The organism is [Clostridium] clostridioforme AGR2157 (assembly GCF_000424325.1).
GTDB classification, from domain to species: Bacteria; Bacillota; Clostridia; order Lachnospirales; family Lachnospiraceae; genus Enterocloster; species Enterocloster clostridioformis_A.
On the sequence record NZ_AUJR01000004.1, the window covers coordinates 26,883 to 50,762 of the forward strand.

At 48.5% G+C, this 23,880-nt stretch carries 20 protein-coding genes and 1 pseudogene; 19 read left to right on the plus strand and 2 right to left on the minus strand.

Features of this window, described 5'->3' with window-relative positions:
• Positions 1-242: 242 nt before the first annotated feature.
• The 7 genes and pseudogenes from ygfK (at position 243) to G614_RS33495 (ending at position 9,468) form a co-directional block, all read left to right on the plus strand.
• Positions 243-3,227 carry a putative selenate reductase subunit YgfK gene (gene ygfK, locus G614_RS0101240; protein WP_027640460.1) on the plus strand — a complete coding sequence of 995 codons (2,985 nt, stop codon included), beginning with the start codon at positions 243-245 and terminating at the stop codon, positions 3,225-3,227.
• Positions 3,228-3,444: 217 nt separating this feature from the next.
• Positions 3,445-3,990 carry a 4Fe-4S binding protein gene (locus G614_RS0101245; protein WP_027640461.1) on the plus strand — a complete coding sequence of 182 codons (546 nt, stop codon included), beginning with the start codon at positions 3,445-3,447 and terminating at the stop codon, positions 3,988-3,990.
• Between the two features lie 16 nt (positions 3,991-4,006).
• Positions 4,007-6,589: a selenium-dependent xanthine dehydrogenase gene (xdh, locus tag G614_RS0101250; RefSeq protein ID WP_027640462.1), complete on the plus strand. Its 2,583-nt coding sequence runs from the start codon at positions 4,007-4,009 to the stop codon at positions 6,587-6,589.
• A gap of 73 nt (positions 6,590-6,662) precedes the next feature.
• A complete protein-coding gene (locus tag G614_RS0101255; RefSeq protein WP_027640463.1) occupies positions 6,663-7,226 on the plus strand; it encodes a GNAT family N-acetyltransferase in 564 nt (187 codons plus the stop codon).
• A gap of 80 nt (positions 7,227-7,306) precedes the next feature.
• The gene (hydA, locus tag G614_RS0101260) at positions 7,307-8,689 is read left to right on the plus strand and encodes a dihydropyrimidinase (RefSeq protein ID WP_027640464.1); all 1,383 of its coding nucleotides are present in this window, start codon (positions 7,307-7,309) and stop codon (positions 8,687-8,689) included.
• 339 nt (positions 8,690-9,028) lie between these two features.
• Positions 9,029-9,154 (plus strand): annotated as a pseudogene (locus tag G614_RS34140) (sigma-70 family RNA polymerase sigma factor); the annotation flags it as partial.
• A gap of 107 nt (positions 9,155-9,261) precedes the next feature.
• The gene (locus G614_RS33495; RefSeq protein ID WP_080664452.1) at positions 9,262-9,468 is read left to right on the plus strand and encodes a helix-turn-helix domain-containing protein; all 207 of its coding nucleotides are present in this window, start codon (positions 9,262-9,264) and stop codon (positions 9,466-9,468) included.
• A 239-nt stretch (positions 9,469-9,707) separates the two neighbouring features.
• On the opposite strand, the gene G614_RS0101270 is transcribed toward G614_RS33495, so the two are convergent.
• Positions 9,708-10,643, minus strand: coding sequence for a LysR family transcriptional regulator (locus G614_RS0101270; protein ID WP_027640465.1), 936 nt, complete (start codon positions 10,641-10,643; stop codon positions 9,708-9,710).
• Between the two features lie 116 nt (positions 10,644-10,759).
• Here G614_RS0101270 and G614_RS0101275 point away from each other — a divergent pair, with 116 nt between their 5' ends.
• The 8 genes from G614_RS0101275 (at position 10,760) to G614_RS0101305 (ending at position 18,008) form a co-directional block, all read left to right on the plus strand.
• Positions 10,760-11,068 (plus strand): UxaA family hydrolase, encoded by a 309-nt coding sequence (locus tag G614_RS0101275; RefSeq protein ID WP_027640466.1) that lies wholly within the window; start codon positions 10,760-10,762, stop codon positions 11,066-11,068.
• Positions 11,069-11,083: 15 nt separating this feature from the next.
• Positions 11,084-12,244, plus strand: coding sequence for a UxaA family hydrolase (locus G614_RS0101280; protein ID WP_027640467.1), 1,161 nt, complete (start codon positions 11,084-11,086; stop codon positions 12,242-12,244).
• 54 nt (positions 12,245-12,298) lie between these two features.
• Positions 12,299-13,585, plus strand: a complete 1,287-nt coding sequence (locus G614_RS0101285; protein WP_027640468.1) for an SLC13 family permease — start codon at positions 12,299-12,301, stop codon at positions 13,583-13,585.
• A 23-nt stretch (positions 13,586-13,608) separates the two neighbouring features.
• The gene (locus tag G614_RS0101290) at positions 13,609-15,333 is read left to right on the plus strand and encodes an alpha/beta hydrolase family esterase (RefSeq protein ID WP_027640469.1); all 1,725 of its coding nucleotides are present in this window, start codon (positions 13,609-13,611) and stop codon (positions 15,331-15,333) included.
• A 138-nt stretch (positions 15,334-15,471) separates the two neighbouring features.
• Positions 15,472-16,773 (plus strand): ATP-binding protein, encoded by a 1,302-nt coding sequence (locus G614_RS0101295; protein ID WP_044917316.1) that lies wholly within the window; start codon positions 15,472-15,474, stop codon positions 16,771-16,773.
• A gap of 86 nt (positions 16,774-16,859) precedes the next feature.
• Positions 16,860-17,336, plus strand: a complete 477-nt coding sequence (locus G614_RS0101300; protein WP_155245011.1) for an N-6 DNA methylase — start codon at positions 16,860-16,862, stop codon at positions 17,334-17,336.
• 77 nt (positions 17,337-17,413) lie between these two features.
• The gene (locus G614_RS34895; protein WP_420341519.1) at positions 17,414-17,533 is read left to right on the plus strand and encodes a DUF6483 family protein; all 120 of its coding nucleotides are present in this window, start codon (positions 17,414-17,416) and stop codon (positions 17,531-17,533) included.
• Between the two features lie 82 nt (positions 17,534-17,615).
• Entirely contained in the window at positions 17,616-18,008 is a 393-nt protein-coding gene (locus G614_RS0101305) for a hypothetical protein (RefSeq protein ID WP_242827979.1), read from the plus strand.
• Here G614_RS0101305 and G614_RS0101310 read toward each other — a convergent pair.
• Positions 17,984-18,769: an IclR family transcriptional regulator gene (locus G614_RS0101310; protein ID WP_027640473.1), complete on the minus strand. Its 786-nt coding sequence runs from the start codon at positions 18,767-18,769 to the stop codon at positions 17,984-17,986. The two genes, G614_RS0101305 and G614_RS0101310, sit on opposite strands and share 25 nt — an antisense overlap.
• A gap of 211 nt (positions 18,770-18,980) precedes the next feature.
• On the opposite strand from G614_RS0101310, the gene ilvD reads away from it, so the two are divergent.
• From ilvD to dmpG, 4 genes are read left to right on the plus strand one after another with little or no spacing between them, the layout of a single operon-like run.
• On the plus strand, positions 18,981-20,660 hold the full coding sequence (ilvD, locus tag G614_RS0101315; protein ID WP_027640474.1) for a dihydroxy-acid dehydratase: 1,680 nt from the start codon (positions 18,981-18,983) through the stop codon (positions 20,658-20,660).
• A 29-nt stretch (positions 20,661-20,689) separates the two neighbouring features.
• The gene (locus G614_RS0101320; protein ID WP_027640475.1) at positions 20,690-21,961 is read left to right on the plus strand and encodes a GntP family permease; all 1,272 of its coding nucleotides are present in this window, start codon (positions 20,690-20,692) and stop codon (positions 21,959-21,961) included.
• A gap of 18 nt (positions 21,962-21,979) precedes the next feature.
• A complete protein-coding gene (locus tag G614_RS0101325; protein WP_022202789.1) occupies positions 21,980-22,861 on the plus strand; it encodes an acetaldehyde dehydrogenase (acetylating) in 882 nt (293 codons plus the stop codon).
• Positions 22,858-23,868: a 4-hydroxy-2-oxovalerate aldolase gene (dmpG, locus tag G614_RS0101330; protein WP_027640476.1), complete on the plus strand. Its 1,011-nt coding sequence runs from the start codon at positions 22,858-22,860 to the stop codon at positions 23,866-23,868. Before G614_RS0101325 ends, dmpG begins: the two co-directional genes overlap by 4 nt.
• The last annotated feature ends 12 nt before the right edge of the window (positions 23,869-23,880 follow it).

A 23,880-nucleotide genomic window follows, 5' to 3' on the forward strand; every position in this document is an offset into this window, starting at 1 on the left:
CGGGGCAGCAGCCGGCAGCCACAGGAGATGCCTTCCAGGGATGGTTGGCCTTCCCTATATATAAGTAATACAGGCACAATGTATAATTTATAAGTGATATCCGATTGCAGGGCGGCGGGAAAGCAGCACCCCGGGACAGACAGTATCTTCCGGGTGGCTGAGCCGGATGGAGGACCTGCGGACATGGTCCGCAGTATCCGGTGCTGGGACCTGGTCTGGTTATAAAGGAGGATAAGAATAATATGAGCGACATTATGACCCCGATTCCATTTGGAAAACTGATGAACTGGATTCTCGAAGAGAACAAGAAGGGTGCTTTATTCGGAATCAAGAGGCCATTCATTGCAGACCCGGACAAAACCTATGAGATTTTTGGCCGTAAGCTGGAGACTCCCTTTGGACCCGCAGCTGGACCCCATACCCAGCTGACCCAGAATATCGTGGCTTCCTACGTTGCAGGCAGCCGTTTCTTCGAACTTAAGACCGTACAGAAGCTGGACGGCGAGGACCTTCCCGTATCCAAGCCATGTATCAAGGCTGACGACGAGTGCTACAACTGCGAGTGGTCCACAGAGCTCTATGTGCCCCAGGCATTTGACGAGTATGTGAAGGCATGGTTTGCCTGTAAGGTGCTGGCTAAGGAATACGGCCTGGGCAGTCCTGATGGCTTCCAGTTCAACATGTCCGTTGGATACGACCTGGACGGCATCAAGACAGAAAAGATTGACCGTTTCATCGAGGGTATGAAGGATGCCTCTGAGACAGCCATTTTCAAAGAGTGCAGGCAGTGGCTCCTTGACAATCTGGACCGGTTTGAGAAGGTGTCCAGGGAGGATGTGGAAGCCATTTCTCCAAAGGTATGCAATTGCGCAACCCTTTCCACCCTTCACGGATGTCCTCCGCAGGAGATTGAGCGTATTGCCAGATACCTGATTGAGGAAAAGAAGGTACATACATTCATCAAATGCAATCCGACCCTGCTTGGATATGAGTATGCAAGGAAGATCATGGACGATATGGGATATGATTACGTTGCATTTGGCGATTTCCACTTTAAGGATGATTTACAGTACTCAGATGCAGTTCCCATGCTCCAGAGGCTCCAGGCCCTGGCGGACGAGAAGGGCCTGGAATTCGGCGTGAAGATCACCAACACCTTCCCGGTAGACGTAAAGCAGAACGAGCTTCCCAGCGAGGAGATGTATATGTCCGGCAAGTCCCTTTATCCGCTGTCCATGTCCGTTGCGGGGAAGCTGGCTGAGGACTTTGGCGGGAAGCTGCGCATTTCCTATTCCGGCGGCGCTGACTTCTTTAACATCGCGGATATCGTGGATGCAGGCATCTGGCCGGTGACAATGGCCACTACCATGTTAAAGCCGGGCGGTTATGAGAGACTGGAGCAGATTGGACAGTTATTTGCAGCCAAAGAACCTGCTGCCTTTGAGGGAGTGGATGCTGCCAAGGCAGCCGGCCTGGTGGAGGCTGTAAAGTCCGACAAGCATCATGTAAAAGCAGTAAAGCCCCTTCCTTCCAGGAAAATCAATAAGCCGGTTCCGCTGACCGACTGTTTCATCGCCCCCTGCCAGGAAGGATGCCCCATCCATCAGGATATTACCAGATACCTGCAGCTGGCAGGAGCAGGTGAGTTTGAGCAGGCCCTGGAGGTCATTCTCAATAAGAATCCTCTTCCCTTCATCACAGGCACCATCTGCGCCCATAACTGCATGAGCAAGTGTACCAGAAACTTCTACGAGTCCCCGGTGGATATCCGCAGGACCAAGCTGGAGGCGGCAGAGGGCGGCTCCCGGGCAGTTATGGCGAAGCTCAAAGCGCCGGAGGTTACCTCTGACAAGAAGGCAGCCGTAGTGGGCGGCGGCCCGGCAGGACTGGCGGCAGCTTATTTCCTGGCCAGGGGAGGCGTGAAGGTGACCCTGTTTGAGAAGGAAGATAAAATGGGCGGCGTTGTCCGCAACGTGATTCCTGGTTTCCGTATCAGCCACAGCGCTATTGACAACGACGTGAAGCTGGTGGCAGCCATGGGCGTGGAGATGGTAAACGGCAGGGAAATCACGGACATAGAGGCGCTTAAGAAGGATTACGATTATGTTGTCCTGGCAGTGGGCGCGTCCGAGCAGGGAAGGCTTAAACTGGAGGCAGGGGATACCATGAACGCCCTGGATTTCCTGGCCCGGTTCAAGGCAACGGACGGACAGGTGGAATTAGGAAAGAACGTGGTTGTCATTGGCGGCGGCAACACAGCCATGGATACAGCCAGGGCTGCCAAGAGAAACGCCGGCGTGGAAAAGGTTTCCCTGGTATACAGAAGGACCAGGCGCTACATGCCTGCCGACGAGGAAGAACTGGTCATGGCTGTGGAGGACGGCGTGGAATTCGCTGAACTGCTGGCTCCTGTGAAGCTGGAAAATGGAGTCCTGTACTGTAAGAGGATGGTGCTGGGCGACTTTGACGAGAGCGGACGCCGTGGCGTGGTGGAGACAGACGAGGTAGTGGAAGTGCCTGCCGACACTGTGATTGCTGCTGTGGGAGAAAAGGTGCCGGGCGCGTTCTACGAGAACTGCGGCATTGCCCTGGACAGCAGAAGGCGTCCCCAGGTGAACCGGGGGACACTGGAGACCTCTGTGAAGGGCGTTTATATTGCGGGCGACGGACTGTACGGTCCTGCCACGGTAGTGGAAGGAATCAGGGACGGCAAGATGGCGGCAGAGGCCATTGTTGGGAAGGCTCTGGCAGAGGACCTGTTCAAGCTCTCTGACGCTGACGCCATCTACGGACGCAAGGGCAGGCTGGCTGAGGAGAACGACCAGGTTATTGACAGCACACGCTGCTTATCCTGCAACAGCTACTGCGAGAACTGTGTGGAGGTATGCCCAAACAGGGCGAATATATCCCTGACGGTTCCGGGCATGGAGAAGCATCAGATCATCCACGTGGACTATATGTGTAATGAGTGCGGCAACTGTAAGAGCTTCTGTCCCTGGGACAGCGCTCCGTATCTTGACAAGTTCACCCTGTTTGCCGGCGAGGCCGACATGGAAAACAGCAAAAACCAGGGCTTTACGGTACTGGACGCAGCTGCGGGCGCCTGCAAGGTAAGGCTTCAGGGCAGGGTCATGGATTACACGGTTGGTTCCGCAAATCAGGATGTGCCGGACGGCATCCGGAAAATCATCCAGACAGTCATTAACGACTATTCATATATGCTGTAAGTCAAATACCCCGCCGCATGCAAGGGGGAATCAAGCTTGCAGCGCCGCAAGCGGCAGGGTGTTTGACCCTCGCGGCAGTCGCCAGATGGACATACCAGCGTGTCCGCCCGGCTCGTTGCCCGCGGAAATAAATGTGCGAATTGCCGTACAAAGGAGTCCTCAATGAAAATGTGGGAGTAACGTTATTCTTTGATGAGAATAAAAGGAGAAGAACAAAATGGCACAAAAGCGCAATAAAAAAGTAGCTGTGGTGCAATGCTTTGGGGGCTGTCATGCAGTGGCAGCCACTTTGCGGGAGGGCCTGACAGGGGATTGCAGGCAGGTTATGGCAGAGCATCCGGACGGCATACTGAAATGTAAATGGGGATGTCTGGGCATGGGCAGCTGCGTGGCTGCCTGTAAGATGGATGCCGTCCATATAAACGGCCTTGGGATTGCAGAGGTGGATCGGGGCAAATGTGTGGGCTGCGGGCTGTGCGTAAAAGCCTGTCCCCAGGGTCTGATACGCATTACCACGCCGGAATATCCGGTTTACCCGGCATGTGTGAATCAGGATGCAGGAGCGCAGACAAGGAAGAATTGCTTGGTGGGCTGTATTGCCTGCGGTATCTGCGTGAAGAACTGTCCGGCGGATGCAATCAGGATAGAGAATAACCACGCGGTCATCGATGAAGCAAAGTGTATCGCCTGCGGTATGTGTGCGGTCAAATGTCCAAGGGGAATCATACTGGATGCCGACGGCATTTTCACAGTAAAGGCGTAGAGGCAGGAGGCATAAAATGGGAGAGAGCTATTGTTTTACGGTAAATGGAGTAAAACGCTGTACCAGCGAGGATAAACCGCTGCTGCGCTATCTGAGGGACGACCTTCGCCTTCATTCTGTCAAGGACGGATGCAGCGAGGGCGCCTGCGGAACATGTACCATTGTGGTGGATGGAAAGGCGGTCAAGTCCTGTGTCCTGACCACCAGGAGGGCGGCCGGCAAGAACATTATTACAACAGAGGGATTAAGCGACGCTGAGAAGGAAGCCTTTGTGTACGCCTTTGGGGCAATGGGCTCCGTGCAGTGCGGATTCTGTACGCCGGGCATGGTGATGGCCGGAAAGGCATTGATTGACCGTGTGCCGGACCCCACTGAGGAGGAAATCAAGGTTGCGTTAAAGGGGAATATCTGCCGCTGTACCGGCTATAAGAAAATCATTGAAGGCATCCAGCTTACGGCAGCCATCCTGCGGGGGGATGCCCGGATTGAGGAGTCCCTTGAAAAGGGAGATGAGTACGGCGTAGGAAAGCGGGCATTCCGCCTGGATGTGCGGGAGAAGGTGCTGGGCTACGGCGAGTACCCGGATGACGTGGAGATGGAGGGTATGGTATATGCATCGGCTGTCCGCTCCCTATATCCCAGGGCGCGGGTGCTGGATATCAACTATGAGAAGGCCGCGGCCCTTCCTGGCGTGCTGGCCGTGCTCACGGCCGAGGATGTTCCCAACAACAAGGTGGGGCATCTCCAGCAGGACTGGGATGTAATGATTGCGAAAGGGGATATTACCCGCTGTGTGGGCGATGCCATCTGTCTGGTGGTTGCCGAGTCCAGGGACATCCTGGAAAAGGCAAAGAGGATGGTGAAGATAGACTATGAGGAGCTGACACCTGTGTGCTCCATCCGGGAGGCCATGGCAGAGGATGCGCCCAAGGTGCATGAGAAGGGCAATCTGTGCCAGAGCCGCCACGTTACCCGGGGGGATGCGAAGAAGGCCCTGGAGAATTCCAGGTATGTGGTGACCCAGTCTTACCGCACGCCCTTTACCGAGCACGCTTTCCTGGAACCGGAATGCGCAGTCGCTTTTCCTTACAAGGATGGAGTGAAGGTATATTCCACGGACCAGGGCGTCTACGATACCAGGAAGGAAATTTCCATTATGCTGGGCTGGGACCCGGACCGTGTGGTGGTGGAGAACAAGCTGGTAGGCGGCGGCTTCGGCGGCAAGGAGGATGTTTCCACGCAGCACATAGCAGCCCTTGCAGCCCTTAAGGTGCAGAGGCCGGTAAAGGTGGTATTCTCCAGACAGGAATCCTTAAGCTTCCATCCCAAGCGCCATGCCATGGAGGGCACATTTACCCTTGGATGCGATGAGAACGGTATCTTTACAGGATTGGATTGTGAGATTTATTTTGATACAGGCGCCTATGCGTCCCTGTGCGGACCTGTGCTTGAGAGGGCGTGCACCCACTCCGTAGGACCTTACTGCTATCAGAATACGGATATCAGGGGATTTGGTTACTATACCAATAATCCGCCGGCAGGCGCGTTCCGTGGCTTTGGTGTGTGCCAGAGCGAGTTTGCGCTGGAATCCAACATCAACCTTTTGGCGGAGAAGGTGGGCATTTCCCCATGGGAAATCCGCTACCGCAATGCCATTGAACCGGGCAAAGTGCTTCCCAACGGACAGGTTGCAGACTGCTCCACAGCCCTTAAGGAAACCCTTCTGGCTGTAAAGGACGCCTATGAGAGCAATCCCGGCAGGGCAGGAATCGCCTGTGCCATGAAGAATGCAGGAGTGGGCGTGGGCCTTCCTGATAAGGGCCGGGCAAAGCTGGCGGTGCATGACGGAAGGATTGAATTGTACAGCGCTGCATCTGATATCGGACAGGGATGCGCCACTGTATTCGTACAGATGGTTGCCGAGGCAACCGGCCTTGGGAAGGAACTGGTCAGGAATATGGGGGCCAATTCCGAGGTGGCTCCTGATTCGGGAACCACGTCCGGTTCCCGTCAGACCCTGATTACGGGCGAGGCAATCAGGATGGCAGCAGCTGACCTGAATGAAGCGCTGCAGGAAGCAGGAGGGGACTTAAGCCAGCTGGAAGGCCGTGAATTCTTTGCGGAATTCTTCGACCCAACCGATAAGCTGGGGGCGGATGTACCCAATCCAAAGAGCCATGTGGCTTACGGATTCGCAACCCATGTGGTGGTGCTGGACGACGACGGCAGGGTAAAGGAAGTGTATGCTGCCCATGACTCCGGAAAGGTAGTGAACCCCATTTCAATACAGGGACAGATTGAAGGCGGCGTGCTCATGGGACTGGGCTATGCCCTGACCGAGGACTTCCCGCTAAAGAACGGTGTTCCCCAGGCAAAATACGGCACCCTGGGGCTGATGCGCTCCACCCAGATTCCTGATATCCATGCGATTTACGTGGAGAAGGAAGAGCTGCTGCCCTTTGCATACGGCGCAAAGGGAATCGGGGAGATTGCCACCATACCCACTGCCCCGGCGGCACAGGGAGCTTATTACGCAAAGGACCATATCCTGAGGACAGCGCTTCCCATGGATGACACTTATTATTCAAAGAAGAAGTAAAAATAACATTGGAAATGAACAGCGAAAGGCAGTCTGCCTGCTTTTCGCTTGTTTCACATAAGGAGATGACATCATGGACAACACCCTTGATGAGACAGAGCATGGAATGGAGCATAGAATGGAGCATAGAATGGGACATAGAATGACGGATAAGGCCATTGAATTCCGGTTTGCAGAACCTCAGGACGTACCCCTGATTCTCAGGTTCATAAAAGAGCTGGCTGATTACGAGGGAATGCTGGACCAGGTGGTGGCTACAGAGGAGCTGCTGAATCAGTGGCTGTTTGAAAAGGAAAAGGCAGAGGTGATTCTGGGGATGAAGGATGGGGAGGAAGTTGGATTTGCGCTGTTCTTCCATAATTTCTCCACATTCTTGGGCAGGTCCGGCATTTATCTGGAGGACTTGTATGTGCGTCCGGAGTACCGGGGCCAGGGCTTCGGAACCGCCTTTTTGAACCGGCTGGCAGCCATTGCAGTGGAGCGGGGCTGCGGACGTCTGGAGTGGTGGTGTCTGGACTGGAATAAGCCAAGCATTGACTTTTATCTGGGGATGGGCGCCCAGGCCATGAGTGACTGGACCGTGTACCGGATTGACGGGGAACGGCTGAAGGCCATGGCAGTTACTGCTCAAGGGTAACACGTCTGAAGGCCATGGCAGAAGGAAAGCAAGCTGGGAAATATATTTATATTGACAGACGGAACAGGAGAGTGATGGATATGAAGCAGGTATTAAAAGGCGGAATTGTTGTTGGCGGAAGCGGCAGTTTCAAGGCAGATGTGCTCATTGACGGGGAAAAGGTGGCGGCAGTGGGAACCGGGGAGGAAATCGGGCATCTGGCAGACAAGGATACCCGGGTTGTGGATGTGGAAGGCTGCCTTCTCTTTCCGGGATTTATTGATGCGCACACCCATTTTGACCTCCATGTGGCGGGAACTGTCACGGCAGATGATTTTGCCACGGGAACCAAGGCGGCTGTCAGGGGCGGCACCACCACCATCGTGGACTTCGGAACACAGTACACAGGGGAGAGCCTGGCCGACGGCCTCAGGAACTGGCATGAAAAAGCGGACGGCAGGTGCTCCTGCGATTACGGATTCCACATGTCCATATCGGACTGGAACCCATCGGTCAGCAGGGAACTGGACGACATGATGGAAGAGGGAATCACCTCATTTAAGCTGTACATGACATACGATACCCAGGTGGACGACAAAACCATCTTCGAAATCCTGCGCAGGCTTAAGGAGGTGGGAGGAATCACCGGTGTTCACTGTGAGAACAGCGGCATGATAGCTGCCCTGCAGGCAGAGGCAAAGGCTGCCGGAAGGATGGGCGTGGAAAGCCACCCGGCCACCCGGCCCGCTGCCGCCGAGGCAGAGGCCATTTACAGGCTGCTCAGGCTGGCAGAGGTGGCGGATATCCCTGTGATTGTGGTGCACCTTACCTGCCGGGAGGGCTGCGACGTCATTATGGAGGCCAGGAAAAGGGGCCAGAAGGTATATGCCGAGACCTGCCCCCAGTATCTGCTTATGGATGACAGCCTGTACGGGCTTACGGGCATGGAAGGGGCAAAATATGTGTGCGCGCCTCCTTTGAGGAAACCGGAGGATTCCCAGTGCCTGTGGAGGGCTCTGGCGGACGGGACCATCCAGACCGTGTCCACGGACCACTGCAGCTTTACCACAGCGCAGAAAGCACTTGGCAGGGATGACTTTACCAAGATTCCGGGAGGTATGCCCGGGGTCGAGACAAGGGGCACGCTGCTCTATACCTATGGCGTGGACACGGGAAAGATTACCAGGGAAAAGATGTGCCAGCTGCTGTCGGAAAATCCTGCCAAGCTCTATGGAATGTACCCCGAAAAGGGAGTCATTGCCCCTGGAAGCGACGCGGATATCGTTGTCATGCGTACCGGTGTAGAGGATACGGTCACGGCAGCGGACCAGGTGCAGAATGTGGACTATGCCCCCTTTGAGGGAAGGAAACTGACTGCCCGCGTAGAGAGCGTGTTCCTGCGGGGAACCCAGGTGGTGAAGGACCATCAGGTGGTGGTAGAAAAGGCCGGGAGGTTTGTGAAGCGCGGGAAGTATGCGCTGTAGGCAGCGTATATTTCAAAAAATCATTGCATCGTTTGGTTAGTGGGGTTAGAGCGTGTTTCATGGAGGGGCTTCATGCGGCGGTTCAGGTTTCGGTCAAGAGTTGTGCCCCGGAAACTGTTGATTTTTTTACCGGTTTTGAACTGTATATACTCAAGACAGATCCCCTCATTCACCTCACAAATGGAGCTATCCTCTAAATACTGTAACGATTTTGTACATATTATTGGAGGAATGAAGCAGATTGCCGGACGACGGCAATAGAAAAAAGCCGTCGTCAAGCAAACAAATTTTCATGTCCTTTATACCTCAAATGGCGGCTTAGAACAGCCGCCATTTTTTATGAGGTATTCCGAACAATTCATGAAGCATATTGAGTACACCTTTGCTGCTTTCTGTAAAGTTGTTCTCCGTAATGCGGCAATTAACGCATACCGCGATTTTGGACGAAAACAGAAGCGGGAAGTGTTGTGAACGGGCAAGAGGTTATTGCTGCGGACGGAGCAGAAGCACAGCAAACTACTGGAAATTTGCGGCGTTGAAGCAGTTAAGAAAGAAATTGGAGAAAACAAAGCATGAGGAATAAGAAGCTGATACCTTTTAAAGTTATTGAGAAAGCTATCGCCGGAGAGCCGGAAGCAATAGACACAGTATTGCGACACTACACAGGGCGCATTAGGTATCTGGCTAGTGATACATTGGCATCAGATGCCAATGTAAGGCATCGCCCATTGCTGTTAAAAGAGATTGAAAAAATATGTAACGGTTCACATAAACTGTAAGGGGCTGGAAGTCACAGCCGACGGTTTTTTTGTGAGCATAAAAATGGAGAGAAACAATTAGTGCCAGGTTCTTCAGTTATCTGTGCACTTGGACAGCGTTTCAGGACGGAAACCGTAGAAGAACTTAGGGATGCAGCCCCTTATACTGCAGTAATCGGGGATGCAGCGAAAGTTTCTACGATTACAAATGCGGTTTATTGGGGATATCATGCTGTACTGGATATTTAGTTACACAGCTATTAAAAATTCACCAAAAAATACTGGATAAATTGTTTTACCGCAAAGGAAGTATAATTCCGGTTTGGCAAAAGTAGGTAAAATAATCGTTTTGCCAGATCGGAATTTATTTTATAAAACAACAGAGGAACTTCCGTATTCCGGATCATGAGATCGCTGATGAATGTAGCCGCGAAATCATTCGCTGCCAAATGATATGCGGTAGCTAGTTGGGATTGCTTTAATTTTATCTTTGGTTCAAAACCAGCTTCCTGGAAGAACTTTAGCGCCCGGTCATAAAGGTTATTTCCAGGTGTTAACAAAATATATTCCAAGTCGTGGAATTTTTTAAGGGGAACTGCAGGGCATGATGGTTCCAGGTGTTTTTTTTGAATAATATCAGAGGGGCTTAAGGCCGCTTGGTACACTTCCTGGTTTATGGGATGGTTTTTAGGGACAGCCAGCAAAATATGATCGTAAAAAATTTCATAACGTTCAAAATCTTCCATGAATGTGGGGTCACAGCTAAAGGTCAGATCTATTTTTCGTTCCGATAACATATCCGATAACACATCGGAGCTTTCTTCAATAATCTCAAATTGGATGCCAGGATATTCCCTGGAAAACCCGGATAATATCGGGGGAAGAATATAAGCATTTAAGTAATGGGAACCGCCTAAACGGATGTTCCCGGAATTTAATGTCTGGATATCATGGATCTGCTGTTCCAGATCATATTCCAGATCTTGCATTTTTTTAATAGCCTGAATATAGATCTCACCTGCCTGGGTCAGTTTCAGCGGGCGCTTGCTCCGGTCAAAGAGAGGCATTCCGATAGAGGCTTCTATTTTCTGGACAGCAATGCTTAATGCCGGTTGGGTGAGATATAAATTTTCAGAGGCTTTTGAAAAACTTCCGTCTTGATATAACTGATAGAGATACTTAAAATCCTGCTGCATATTATTAATTCCATTTATATTAATATAAAATCTATAAAATTGATTATATACTATTTTCATGATAAAGTAAAGACAGAAAGAAAATAAATTTGATTTAAAAGAAGGGAGAATGTCCTATGGACATTTTAAGAATTAATGCATTGCTTATGGACCCGAAAGACAATGTTGTTACTTGTGTAACTGAAGTGACAGCAGGAAATCAGGTGATTTATCGGCGCGGAGATGAAATGTGCAGCGTCATGGCAGAAGAAACGATTCCATTTTGCCATAAAATTGCTTTAGTGGATTTAGAAGAAGGTGCCGAAGTGCTTAAATATGGGGAATTGATCGGAAAAACTTCGCAGCCTGTGGCAAAAGGAACCTGGGTTTCACACAAAAACATTTATAGTATCCCACGTGACTATGAAAATGAATTCATTAAATAGCAAGGAGGAGATAATGTGCAATTTTGGGGATATAAGAGAAAAGAAGGACGGGCTGGAATCCGAAACCATGTCCTGATACTTCCAACGTGTGCTTGCGGAAGCGAAAGCGCAAGAATTGTTGCAAGCCAAGTACGGGGAGCTGTGAACATCGTGTTTAATACCGGGTGTTCAGATGTGGCCGCCAATACTGCTATGTCACAGAAGGTATTAACTGGTTTTGCCTGCAACCCTAATGTATATGGCGTTGTAATCATTGGCTTGGGATGTGAAACAGTACCTCATAACAAACTCAGGGAAAAAATCCAGGCCATGACCAGCAAGCCGGTTGTTTCCTTTGGCATCCAGGAAGAAGGGGGAACGTTAAAAACCATTGAAAAAGCAGTGCGTGCAGCCAGGGAGATAGCATCAGAAGCAGCTATGCAGCAAAAAGAACTTTGTGATATTTCAGAACTGCTTCTTGGCATTGAATGCGGCGGTTCGGACGCAACTTCCGGGATAGCCAGCAATCCGGCTGTAGGGGAACTCAGTGACCGGCTGGTTGATTTAGGTGCGTCTACTATTATGAGTGAATCTATTGAATGGATCGGTGGTGAGCATATTGTTGCAAAGCGGGCGGCAACACCGGAAATTCACAATCAAATCATCCAGATCTGCAAAGATTATGAAGAGCATTTAAAGGCAGCCGGACAGGATTGCCGGGCTGGTCAGCCTACTCCTGGCAATAAAGCGGGAGGACTGTCTACGTTAGATGAGAAAAGCCTTGGATGTATCCGTAAGGGCGGAACACGTCCCATCGTCCAGGTTTTGGCCCAGGCAGACCCCCCGACGGAACAGGGGGCAATCGTTATGGATACTGCTGGTTATGATATTTCTTCGGTGACTTCTATGGCAGCTGGAGGATGCAATGCTGTCATTTTTACAACTGGCAGGGGAACTCCTACAGGTAATGCTATCGTTCCGGTACTTAAAGTAACGGCCAATGCTGTTACTTATCAGAAAATGGAAGATAATATGGATGTGGATTTAAGTGCGATTATCAAAGGCACAAAAACCTTTCAGGAATGTGGTGAAGAATTGCTCCATGTGATCCAGGATATTTGCAATGGCAAAATGACAAAGGCAGAAGCCTATGGATTTTCAGATATTGCTGTAGATCATGTTTGCAGATACGTATAGGGTATTACCAATGTCCGTGTAACAAGCAAAAGAAAATTTGGGAAGGAGCTAAGAATGTCAAGTTTAACGATTTGTCTGATCATTTGTTTGATTACCTTGCTCAGTTATATCATAGGTAAAATTCCCATGGGCCTGACGGCATTGCTGAGTATGCTGGCTTTTGTCCTGACCGGATGTTTAGATCCGAATACTGCCCTTGAGTACTTTGGTAATGCTAATGGTATCATGATGGTTTCTATGTTCGTTGTTGCAGCAGGGTTTAACCGCACGCAGTTTGTCAAAAAATGTGCTTCCAGCGTAAATAAAATTTCTCATGGTTCACTGACTATGATGATGTTCGGATATGTGTTAATTACGGTAATATTATCCCAGTTTATCCAAAGTTCTGTCGTTGTTTTTGGGATTATGGCTCCGATGATGATCGCAAGCTGTGAAGAGTTAAAAATCAGCCCGTCGAAAACACTGTTTCCCTTAGCGATGATTGGGATTGCGACCATTTCCGTCCTGCCTTGTGGAAGCGGAGCTACCCAGTTTGCAGAATTGAACGGTTATTTGGAAGCAAATGAATATACGGCCTTTACGGTAGCGCTCACTGACCCGATGAAGGCACGTTTTCCTATGCTGATTGCCATTTCCCTGTATTGTATTTTCCTTGCTCCCCAATTTGCGCCAAATGAGCCGGTTGTACATACAGGAAGCATTGAGGCAAGAAAAGATAATAAAGCGGCTCTCCCGGCATTTCAGGAACGGGCTGGCTACATAATCTTTATTTTGACCACATTGGCATTGATTCTCCAATCCCAATTAGGGCTTGCCACATGGGTTATCTGCTTTGCCGGAGCCCTTAGCATGGTTTTATTTGGCGTCTTATCTGAAAAAGAGGCGATTGCAGCAGTTAATCTGCCCATGGTACTTTTATTTGTAGGTTCCCTGGCTATGGGAGGCGCATTATCCCAGTCCGGTGCGGGAGAAGTCGTAGGAGGCCGTCTTGCAGATGTGGCAAACCGCATCAATAATCCGTATATTATAGGATTTATGTTCTTTGTTGTACCGTTCCTGCTTACACAAATTATGATGAACAGGACAGTTATGATTATATTTATTCCTATTGCCATTCTCGCCTGCAAAGCGATGGAGGCAAATCCAATAGGAATCATTATCCTAGTGCAATCGGCCTGCCTTAGTTCTTTTATGACCCCGATGGCAACACCGGCGGTTCCCATGTGCATGTCTGCCGGAGGTTACAACCTGAAATCTTTAGTTAAACAGTCCTTTGTTCCGGCGTTAATATTGTGTATCGTATCGGTAGGTTGGATTATGACCGTATTCCCTATGTTTTAGTATGCTGAAGGGAGAAAAAAGTTATGCTGAACATCAAAGAATTTCCTAAAGATATGAGCAGTTTTCCCATTGATTCCTCTAATATGAAAAAATGCCTGGTATCCGGGCTGTTTCGTGAAACCGTGGAAGTTCATGGAAAAGAAAGGGCTTTTTATACCTATATTACTCCCGGCTTAACCTATAATCAGCCTTGTTTAATCATCGCCCCTTCGGATGGCGTACAGATCCTGGAATTTATGGAAAATGGTTTCTGGGAAAAATTTGCAGAAAAAGAAAACGTGTTCCTTTATATTCTTGAACCAAATGGCTTATGGAATCTGGATGGTACAGATGCAGATTATATGAATCAGGTTTATATCCAGGTCCAGTCCAGGAAATATTATGTTACGATACAGGATAATATTTATGCGTTTGGAATTGGAAAAGGAGCATCCATTGCACAGCAGGCGGCAATGAAAATGACCAGTGAGTGGTCTGGGTTGGCTACCTTTGGCGATTTGGAAAAAGAAGCGCTTTTAAATGCATCCCTAACACAGAAAGCAAATAGCAATATGGGGAAAGTTGAACTTTCCATAAGTGCTGAAAAAGCACAGCTTCCCGTGTGGATGGCATGGTCTGCGAATACGGGGTATAACGCAGAAGTTTGCGGTTACTGGAAAAAACAAAACGATACCACAAATGAAGCCTTTTCTAACGCTGATGCAAGTGAGATTTATTTCCCGTCTGCAATCTGCAAAAAAAGTACAGTCAATGAAGAGAAGGTTTCCCAGGTTCGTGTTACTAACCAATATTCAGGCATCCTGACAGAAGAGTTCTTTGAAACCGTCTGGGCTTATATTGGAAAAGCAAGGCGTCACCGCTGCTTTGGCAGCAAGGTCCTGCGTAATTTTAAAAAGCCAGAGGATTACGGAGCCGAACTGCATACAATAGAAATTGACGGTTTTACCCGGTTATGGTATGAATACGTGCCAGATCATGTGAAGACGGCGAAGAAACCAGTGCCATTAATTGTTAATATGCATGGACGGGGAGGGAACGCAGAAAGCTTTATGGATATGTCAGGAATGAACTGCGTTGCTGAAGAACGTGATTTTATTGTGTTGTTCCCGGAGGCCAGTGTACATCAGCAGCGTCCTGAGGGGATACGGAATGTGCTTCTTTGGAATGGTTCCTATATGAATGAACGGATTGATGATGTAGCATTTATCCTTGAGATGATCCGTGACGTAAAAAAACGGTATGTTATTGATGTAGAGCGGATTTATGCCTGTGGGCAATCCAGTGGGGGAATGATGACTTCTGAATTGGCACTTCGCGCCCCAGATGTATTTGCAGCAGTTTCACCATGGTCGGCAATTAAAGATCCCGATCATGATTTCCCACTTCCAAAAAGTATCAATCCACAAGTGCCTTACTTGTTCCTGTTTGGAGAGAATGACTGGCTTTGCGTAGATAAGGAAAATGGAAAGTTGGAATATAAAGTTACGGAAGATATTGCTGCTTTTCTGGAAAATTTAATGGCTATTTATGGATTAGATAACTGTCCAAGATGTTATCAATGTGGTGAGATTCATTATTATGTATACTTAAATAAAAAAGGTACGCCTATGTTGACAGTAGGAACTGTCAGGAATATGTCCCATGCCAATTATCCAAGGGAAAGCTGGATTGCTTATGATGAATTTTTTGCCAAATTCTCGAAAAAAGCAGACGGGACTTTGTTGTATATGGGAAGAGAGGCTGTTTAAAACTAATATAACGGTGATAAATGTCATCTTTATTACATAGGTTTATTATCAAAAAATACAGTCCGTCAAGCCGTGTCAGGTATATGTCTGACACGGCTTTTTTGGTCGCTGTTTATAAGAGAGTTTTATATTTCCGAGATGCCACCCTACCGCAAGCCTCTGATATTAAAAGGCGTGCGTCAGGTGGGCAAGACCTGGATTCTTAAAGAATTTGGCAGACGCTATTATGAAAATACCGCCTATTTTAACTTTGATGAAAATGAGGAATATAAGCAGTTCTTTGAAACCACCAAGGATGTAGATCGGATTTTGCAGAATCTGATGCTGGCCAGCGGTCAGAAGATAATACCGGAAAAGACACTCATCATCTTCGATGAGGTACAGGACTGCCTCAAGGTCATCAACTCCATGAAGTATTTCTGCGAGAATGCGCCGCAGTATCACATTGCCTGTGCCGGTTCTCTGTTGGGAATTGCCCAGATGAAACCTTCGTCTTTCCCTGTGGGCAAGGTCAACTTCATGCAGATCCATCCTATGACCTTTATTGAATTCCTGCTCGCCAACGGTGATGAGAATTTGGCGAAGTATTTGGAGACTGTTGACACCATTGAGCCGATCCCCGATGCTTTCTTTAATCCTCTTTATGAAAAACTCAAGATGTACTATGTGACCGGCGGTATGCCCGAATCCGTTCTGATGTGGACGGAGGCACGGGATGTAGCTGCCATGCAGGAAGCCCTGTCCGGGATCATTGGTGCCTACGAGCGGGATTTTGCCAAGCATCCCAATATCAGTGAGTTCCCGAAGATCTCTATGATTTGGAAATCCATACCGTCTCAGCTGGCAAGAGAAAACAAGAAGTTTATCTACAAAGTTGTCAAAGAGGGTGCAAGAGCCCGTGAATACGAAGATGCCCTGCAGTGGCTGGTAGATGCCCGTCTGGTGCACAAAATCTACCGCAGCTCCGCTCCCGGCCTGCCTGTGGCTGCCTACGATGACCTTTCCGCCTTTAAGATTTATCTGGTGGATGTGGGTCTGCTTCGCCGTCTGGCGCAGCTGGCTCCTACAGCCTTTGGTGAAGGCAACCGCCTGTTCACGGAATTCAAAGGCGCTCTTACCGAGGACTTTGTGCTTCAGACCTTAATCACGCAGTTTGAAGTGATTCCCCGATACTGGAGCCAGAACAATCCTCCTTACGAGGTAGATTTCCTCATTCAGAGAGAAAATGACATTTTCCCTGTAGAGGTCAAATCCGAGACCAACACCACCAGCAAGAGTCTCAAGAAATTCAAGGAGCTGTTCCCAGATCAAGTGAAGCTCCGTGTACGGTTCTCTCTGGATAATCTGAAGCTGGACGATGATGTACTGAATATTCCACTGTTCATGGCAGACCATGCAGATCGGTTGATTGGGCTGGCATTGGAGCAGAAAAACAAGTAAAAAACAATCCGGATATTACGATATGATTATTGGAGAAATGAAAAGCAAGGTGTTCCAGGATTTGTGTGATCAGCGAGAGCCCACGTGTGGAAACAGAGTACAAAAACCTTCGCTGGAATGTGTTTCACAACTTTGAACCTGGCCAGATGCTGACCAATATCCAAACCTATGTGTTTCCGTTCATCAATACCATCGGTGAAGGTAAGGATACTGCTTTCAGCCTCTATATGAAAGACACTGTGTTTCTGATCCCTACGGCAAAGGTGCTTGCCAAGGTTGTTGATGGTATTGATGCCATGGATATGAACAACAAGGATATTATGGGCGATGTTTACGAGTACCTTCTCGGTAAAATTGCCGCTGCCGGTGAAAACGGCCAGTTCCGTACACACCGGCACATCATCAATATGATGGTGGCGCTGATGAAGCCCGACAATATGCATTACTTCAAGTCCGGTCTGTTCTCCGGCTTCCATTATGTTCGTATCCTTGGTATGAACACCAAACACGGCAGAAGTGTCCTTATACTGGATGCTTTGCTGAAAATGGTGGACGAAGGATAAATCAACGAGGTAGAAAACGCAGTGTTTGAAATTACGGAGGATTTGGATTATAAAGATCCGGATTTATTCTTATCTGAATAAAACCCGATGAATTTTTAGAGGAAAATGATTTCGGTCGGGATGAAGTCAAAGAGGGATTACAAGAAATTGCTTCCAGATATGGCATTAGCGGTATAGCCGATATGTTTTTGAAGTGATTTATGAATATTTAAGGACAAGCAGCAGTCATTTAGTTGGCTGGTGCTTTTTTGATGGAAAGAAGGTGGTTTCTTGTATCTGGTGAGCAAGGAATTCCTGCAGGCGGTGCAGGAGAACACCCGAAACTTTTACTGGACGGGGAAGGTCACGACGAAGGCGGGAGTGGAGTATCCGTTCACCTATGACGATATCGTGAAGGGGAGCGGGTATGTCACGGCGCAGTGCTGCGGCAGTTCGGAGATCGAGCCGGGGACGGTGTATGCCGCCGAGATGGGTATTTATTTGTACTCTAAGATCAACCGGTACACGCTGAAGCGGACAGTGAACTGCCTTACGAGCAGCTTTCACGGGTGGTCGCCTGCCTTGAGGCGGGCAGTGGGAAAGGATCTGATTTTATACCCTGCTGTTCATGGTAGCCGGGCATTCGATACACCTCTGTATTCTACATTTCATAGGTTGACATCAGGAAGCTGATAATTATAGATCTGCCATGACATTGCTGCGGCAGCAGCCTGCATGTCGTGGATCAGATCTGTACTATGTAATTTGTCCAGAATTCTGCCGGTTGCTCCGGATATACTGATGGCAAAGCCAGGATCTTCAAAACCTTTAAAAACAGGGAAACCCACACATGTGAGACCAATTTCAATTTCTTCGTTATCCATAGAATATCCGCGCTCCCGGCTTAGCTTCAGCTCGTTTAATAGCGCTTCTCTCCGGGTGATTGTATTGTATGTCTTTGCCTTGAGGGGGAAGGAAAGGATTTGGTCAATTTGTGCTTCTGTTTTGTAAGACAAAAGGCATTTACCTACGCCGGTACAATACATGTAGTTTTTAACACCCATTTGAGTGTTGATAAAAATAGATGAGTCCGATTCTACTTTATCCAGGTAAATGACGCTGTTATCGGACTGTACTGCACTGTGTACCGTTTCATGATATTTGTGAGAGAGCTGTTCAAGAAAAGGATGTGCAATCCGTATCAGGACATTATTCATTTTAAGCGCATTGGTGAGGCACAATATCTTAGGCCCAAGGCAGTACCTTTGATTATCTTCGTTCTGTAAAAGATAGCCCAGTGCCGCAAGACTGTTCACAAGGCCAAAGGTGGTACTTTTATTTAATTCCAACTTCTCGGAAATGTCCTTTAAGCTTAATTCTACCACATTGTTCTGAAAAAGTTCCAAAATGGACATGGCGCGCTCTAAAGATTGGATGATTTTTGTTGTTGCCATAATATACCTCCTGTTATCTAAATAGTAATTTATCATCTTAAGCAGAATAATTCAACCGTTTTATTTTTTAACTTATACAACATGTACAAAAATGATTTGTAATTTTGTGTTTAATTGTCATTGACGTAATTATAAAAATAATATACTATTACAATATAGAATGAAGTTCTATAATATAGAACACAAAATCATCTTTATAAGGAGGATATGCATGGAATTTAGAAGCAATGAAATTATGCATGGTGAGGATAGTCCCTTTTACCGCTCTCTCTTTAAGTCTATGGGGTATTCTGATTATGAACTGGATCACAAGCCGCTTATAGGTATTTCCAATACATGGAATACCTGCGTTCCCGGACATTTTAATCTGAATCAGGTGAATGAGTTTGTAAAAAAGGGAATTTACAGTGCGGGGGGAACTGCGGTAGAGTTCGGAACAATTGGCTGCTGTGATGGAGTGGCACAGGGACATATAGGCATGAATTATATTCTTCCATCAAGGGAAATTATCTGTAATTCCATTGAGGTTATGGTGCAGGCCCACCGGCTTGATGGCATTGTTCTTCTGGCTTCCTGCGATAAAATAGTTCCCGGTATGCTTATGGCTGCGGCGCGTCTGGATATTCCGGCAATTGTATGCGTTGGCGGTCCCATGCTGGGGGGAATCGAATTTGATGGCAGGAAATCAGACCTGACATCCATTGATGAGGCAAAGGGCATGACCCGTTCCGGGAAGATTACAGAGGAAGAATACCGCGCACTTGAGAATACGGCATGTCCGGGGTGTGGGTCCTGCTCATTCCTGGGCACTGCAAATTCCATGTGCTGTGTGTCGGAAGCAATGGGTATGAGCCTGCCTGGAAGCGCCCTGATACCGGCTCCTTATGGGGAACGCCTGAAGTCTTCTTTTGAATCCGGACGCGCTATTGTGAAACTGGTAATGAACAACATTACGGCAAGAAAGGTTATCACAGAGGAGTCTATTCGCAATGCTATTAAAGTAACTATGGCGATCTGCGGCTCTACCAATGCTGTACTTCATATTGCAGCCATTGCTAATGAGGCGGAACTGGATATGAACGTGGTGGAGGAGTTCAGAAAGCTGAATCTGACAACACCTCAGATTGCGAAAGTGAATCCGGCAGCGAAGTGGGATATGGAAGCATTTTACCGCGCAGGCGGAATCCCGCGGGTAATGGATCATCTGGCTGATATTATTGACCGCAGCGCCGTCACATGTACCGGGGAGTCTGTGGATGAAAACCTTAAAAAGCAGGTATACTGGTATCCGGAGAACCGTGAAATCATTAAGACAGTGGATGATCCATTCTCCGTAACAGGCGGTGTTGCCGTATTATCAGGAAATCTGGCGCCTGATACAGCAATCTCTAAACCGGGTGCTATTGCTCCTCCTCTCCACCGTTTTACGGGAAAGGCCAGATGCTTTAATTCAGAGGAAGAAGCGGAAACAGCGATTCTGGGTGGTGTGATCCGGAAGGGGGAGGTTGTGGTTATTCGATACGAGGGACCCAAAGGAGGCCCCGGAATGAGAGAGATGTTTAAGGCCATGAAGTATATTTATGGCATGGGACTGGCAATGGATACGGCCCTTATTACGGACGGACGTTTTTCCGGGACAAATAACGGATGCTTTGTAGGGCATATCTCGCCGGAAGCAGCAGAAGGCGGTCCGCTGGCCCTTGTAGAGGACGGAGATGAGATCCTGATTGATGTTATAGATGGAAAGCTTGAACTCCATGTCCCGGATGAGGTCATCAGTGAGCGCAGAAAACATTGGGTAAAACCGGAAAAAGAGATTCCGAATGGTTATTTAAGGCTTTATTCCAAAGTGGCTTCTTCCGCAGACAAAGGTGCGGTAATTCAGTGTTGATCAGATAGACAATATGTCGGGGGTATATTATGGCAACAATAAGTACATTAGGCGCTGCCGCCGGACTTGTAATAGCAATTATATTGATTATTTTGAAGGTCCCGCCGGTATATGGCATGATGCTGGGCGCATTGGCAGGCGGACTGATTGGAGGGGCAGGACTGTCAGAAACAGTCGGCCTGATGGTGTCCGGCGGCAGCGGCATGGCGTCCGGTATCCTGCGTATCATTGCAGCCGGGATGCTGGCCGGATTCCTGATTGAATCTGGTTCGGCGGAAACCATTGCTCATACGATTGTTGGAAAGATGGGCAGTCGTTTTGCTCTTCTGGCAATCATTCTTTCTGCATGGGTCCTTCAGGCGGTAGGAACCTTTGGAGATGTGGTAGTGGTAATTGTGGCGCCCATTGCCCTGGATATCGCTGCTTCTACCAGATACTCTAGGGCGGCTGCAACCATTGCCCTGATTGGAGGTATCCATGCCGGTAATATTATTTCTCCTAATCCGAATACCATTGCCTTATCAGAGAATCTGGGTATTCCCATGACTTCTGTTGTGCTGGGGGGAATGATTCCTGCATTAGCTGGAATTGTATTTACATATATATTTATGACAGTACTTAAGAATAAGGGTGAAATGGTGGGTTCCAAGCCTGTCAATAGTGCGGCCATTGAGACGAAGCAGCTTCCTTCCATTGGCCGTGCGCTGGCCGGACCCTTTTGCACAATTATTCTGCTGATGCTCCGTCCAATCTGCAATATTACCATCGATCCTATTGTAGCTCTGCCCATAGGAGGAGTGATTGGCGCCATCGCTATCAGAAAGCCCAAGGAGATGTTGAAGTATGCCAATACGGGTATTCAGAGAATGAGCGGCATTGTATTGCTTCTTTTGGGAACAGGAACCATATCAGGTATTATCTCTAATTCCGGACTGAAAGATACACTGATTAACCTTGTGGAGGTATCCGGAGTCCCCGGATATATCCTGGCGCCGTTGTCTGGTATTGTTATGGGTGGGGCTACCGCATCCTGTGTAGCAGGAGCTACCGTGGCATCCCAGGTATTCGGCCCAACCATCCTTTCTTTAGGAGTGACGGCGGTCCAGGCCGCGGTAATGATTCATGCAGGCTGTTGTGTATTTGACTGTCTTCCCCATGGCAGCTTCTTCCATATCAGTGCAGGAACGCTGCAGCTGTCAATCAAAGAAAGGCTTAAGATTATTCCGTATGAGTCGCTGATTGGATTGGGTATGACGGTTGTGGCAACATTTGTCTACGGTGTATTAGGATTTACATTTTAATTTTAGGAGGCATTTTCTGTGAAAAAAATAAAAGCAGGTATCATCGGTCCAGGTAATATAGGAACCGATCTGATGTATAAGATAATGAAGAGCAGCAACCTGGAAATGAAGCTGATGGCCGGTATTGTGGAGTCTGAGGGGATAAAGCGGGCTGCGGGACTGGGGTTTGAAACTTCGATTAGAGGCGTGGATGCAGTGGCTGCTGATGATGAAATCCGAATTGTTTTTGATGCAACCAGTGCAAAAGCACATTTACATAACGCGCCTATTTTGAAGCAGGCGGGAAAAATTGTTATGGATATGACACCGGCTGCAGTTGGTCCCTATGTGGTGCCATGTGTTAATCTGGACAGCCTGCCATCTGATACAGATAACTTTAACATGGTGACCTGTGGTGGACAGGCCGCGGTTCCTATCGCTTATGCGATTAATCGTGCAGCTGATTCAGAGTATACCGAGATTGTGTCAGCACTTTCATCTAAAAGTGCCGGGCCAGGCACCAGGGCCAATATAGATGAATTCACGGAGACTACGTCCAGGGCGCTGGAGATAGTGGCGGGGTCGGATAAAGGAAAGGCTATTATTGTATTAAATCCAGCTAATCCTCCGTTAATGATGACCAACACAATATATGCACTGGTTAAGACTCCGGATGTAGCAAGAATAAGGGAATCAGTAGAAGCAATTGTAAAAGAAGTAAAAAGTTATGTTCCGGGCTACCGTCTGCGCGTGCCTCCGGTTATTGACGGAAATAAGGTTACGGTTATTGTAGAAGTGGAAGGTGCGGGAGATTTTCTTCCGGCCTATTCCGGTAATCTGGATATTATTAACCAGGCGGCTGTGGCAACGGCTGAAAAGGTGGCGGCCAGACTGCTGAATGGAAAGGAAGAGATGGCATGAGTGGAAGAAAGATTAATTTAATAGATACAACCCTGCGGGATGGCAGCCATGCCGTAAGCCATAGTTTTACAGTTGAACAGGTGAAGGCGATAGCTGGCGGGTTAGACAGGGCCGGAGTGGATTTTATAGAGCTGAGCCATGGGGATGGAATTGGCGGTTCATCCATTAATTACGGGTTTTCTGCCGTCGATGAACTGACATTGCTGCGTGCGGCCAGTGAGGTGATTAAAAATGCCAAGCTTACCGTGCTGCTTCTGCCGGGCGTGGGCACGATAGAGGATTTGAAACGGGCGGAGGAAACAGGAATCAGGGCAGTGAGAGTGGCAACCCATGTTACAGAGGCGGATGTATCGATTCAGCATATACGGTATGCCAAAGGCAAGGGCCTGTTTGTTGCAGGATTCCTGATGATGTCCCATATGGCGGAACCGGACAAGATTGTGGAGCAGGCAAGAATTTTTGAGGCGGAAGGGGTTGATTATATTAATTTGGCAGATTCCGCCGGGTATATGGTTCCGGATGATGTACGCAGGCGTATCTCAGCATTAAAGGAGTCAGTAAGTGTCCCCATCGGATTTCACGCTCATAACAACATGGGGCTGGCTATGGGCAACAGTCTGGCTGCCCTTGAGGCGGGCGCAGAATATATTGATGGCACATGCAGGGGACTGGGAGCCGGCGCGGGGAACACCCAGATTGAGGTGTTGTGTGCGGTTCTTAACCGTATGGGTTATGATATTAATGCGGATATCTATCAGATGATGGATGTGGCTTCGACAGCAGTGGAGCCGCTGATGCACCGTCCGCAGGTAATCCGCACAGATTCCCTTATGCTGGGGTATGCAGGGGTCTATTCAAGCTTCCTTCTTCACGCGCGCCGGGCCGCTGACCGGTTTGGTATAGATATCAAAGATATCCTTATAGAACTGGGACGCCGCGGCATGGTTGGGGGACAGGAAGATATGATTGTTGATGTTGCTTACGAATTATCAAAAAATAAGCTATAGTTATAGTATTGT

Coding starts and splice junctions, on each gene's coding strand:
- ygfK (WP_027640460.1), top strand. CDS start 243: ATGAGCGACATTATGACCCCGATTCCATTTGGAAAACTGATGAACTGG.
- G614_RS0101245 (WP_027640461.1), top strand. CDS start 3,445: ATGGCACAAAAGCGCAATAAAAAAGTAGCTGTGGTGCAATGCTTTGGG.
- xdh (WP_027640462.1), top strand. CDS start 4,007: ATGGGAGAGAGCTATTGTTTTACGGTAAATGGAGTAAAACGCTGTACC.
- G614_RS0101255 (WP_027640463.1), top strand. CDS start 6,663: ATGGACAACACCCTTGATGAGACAGAGCATGGAATGGAGCATAGAATG.
- hydA (WP_027640464.1), top strand. CDS start 7,307: ATGAAGCAGGTATTAAAAGGCGGAATTGTTGTTGGCGGAAGCGGCAGT.
- G614_RS33495 (WP_080664452.1), top strand. CDS start 9,262: ATGAGGAATAAGAAGCTGATACCTTTTAAAGTTATTGAGAAAGCTATC.
- G614_RS0101270 (WP_027640465.1), bottom strand. CDS start 10,643: ATGCAGCAGGATTTTAAGTATCTCTATCAGTTATATCAAGACGGAAGT.
- G614_RS0101275 (WP_027640466.1), top strand. CDS start 10,760: ATGGACATTTTAAGAATTAATGCATTGCTTATGGACCCGAAAGACAAT.
- G614_RS0101285 (WP_027640468.1), top strand. CDS start 12,299: ATGTCAAGTTTAACGATTTGTCTGATCATTTGTTTGATTACCTTGCTC.
- G614_RS0101290 (WP_027640469.1), top strand. CDS start 13,609: ATGCTGAACATCAAAGAATTTCCTAAAGATATGAGCAGTTTTCCCATT.
- G614_RS0101295 (WP_044917316.1), top strand. CDS start 15,472: ATGCCACCCTACCGCAAGCCTCTGATATTAAAAGGCGTGCGTCAGGTG.
- G614_RS0101310 (WP_027640473.1), bottom strand. CDS start 18,769: ATGGCAACAACAAAAATCATCCAATCTTTAGAGCGCGCCATGTCCATT.
- ilvD (WP_027640474.1), top strand. CDS start 18,981: ATGGAATTTAGAAGCAATGAAATTATGCATGGTGAGGATAGTCCCTTT.
- G614_RS0101320 (WP_027640475.1), top strand. CDS start 20,690: ATGGCAACAATAAGTACATTAGGCGCTGCCGCCGGACTTGTAATAGCA.
- dmpG (WP_027640476.1), top strand. CDS start 22,858: ATGAGTGGAAGAAAGATTAATTTAATAGATACAACCCTGCGGGATGGC.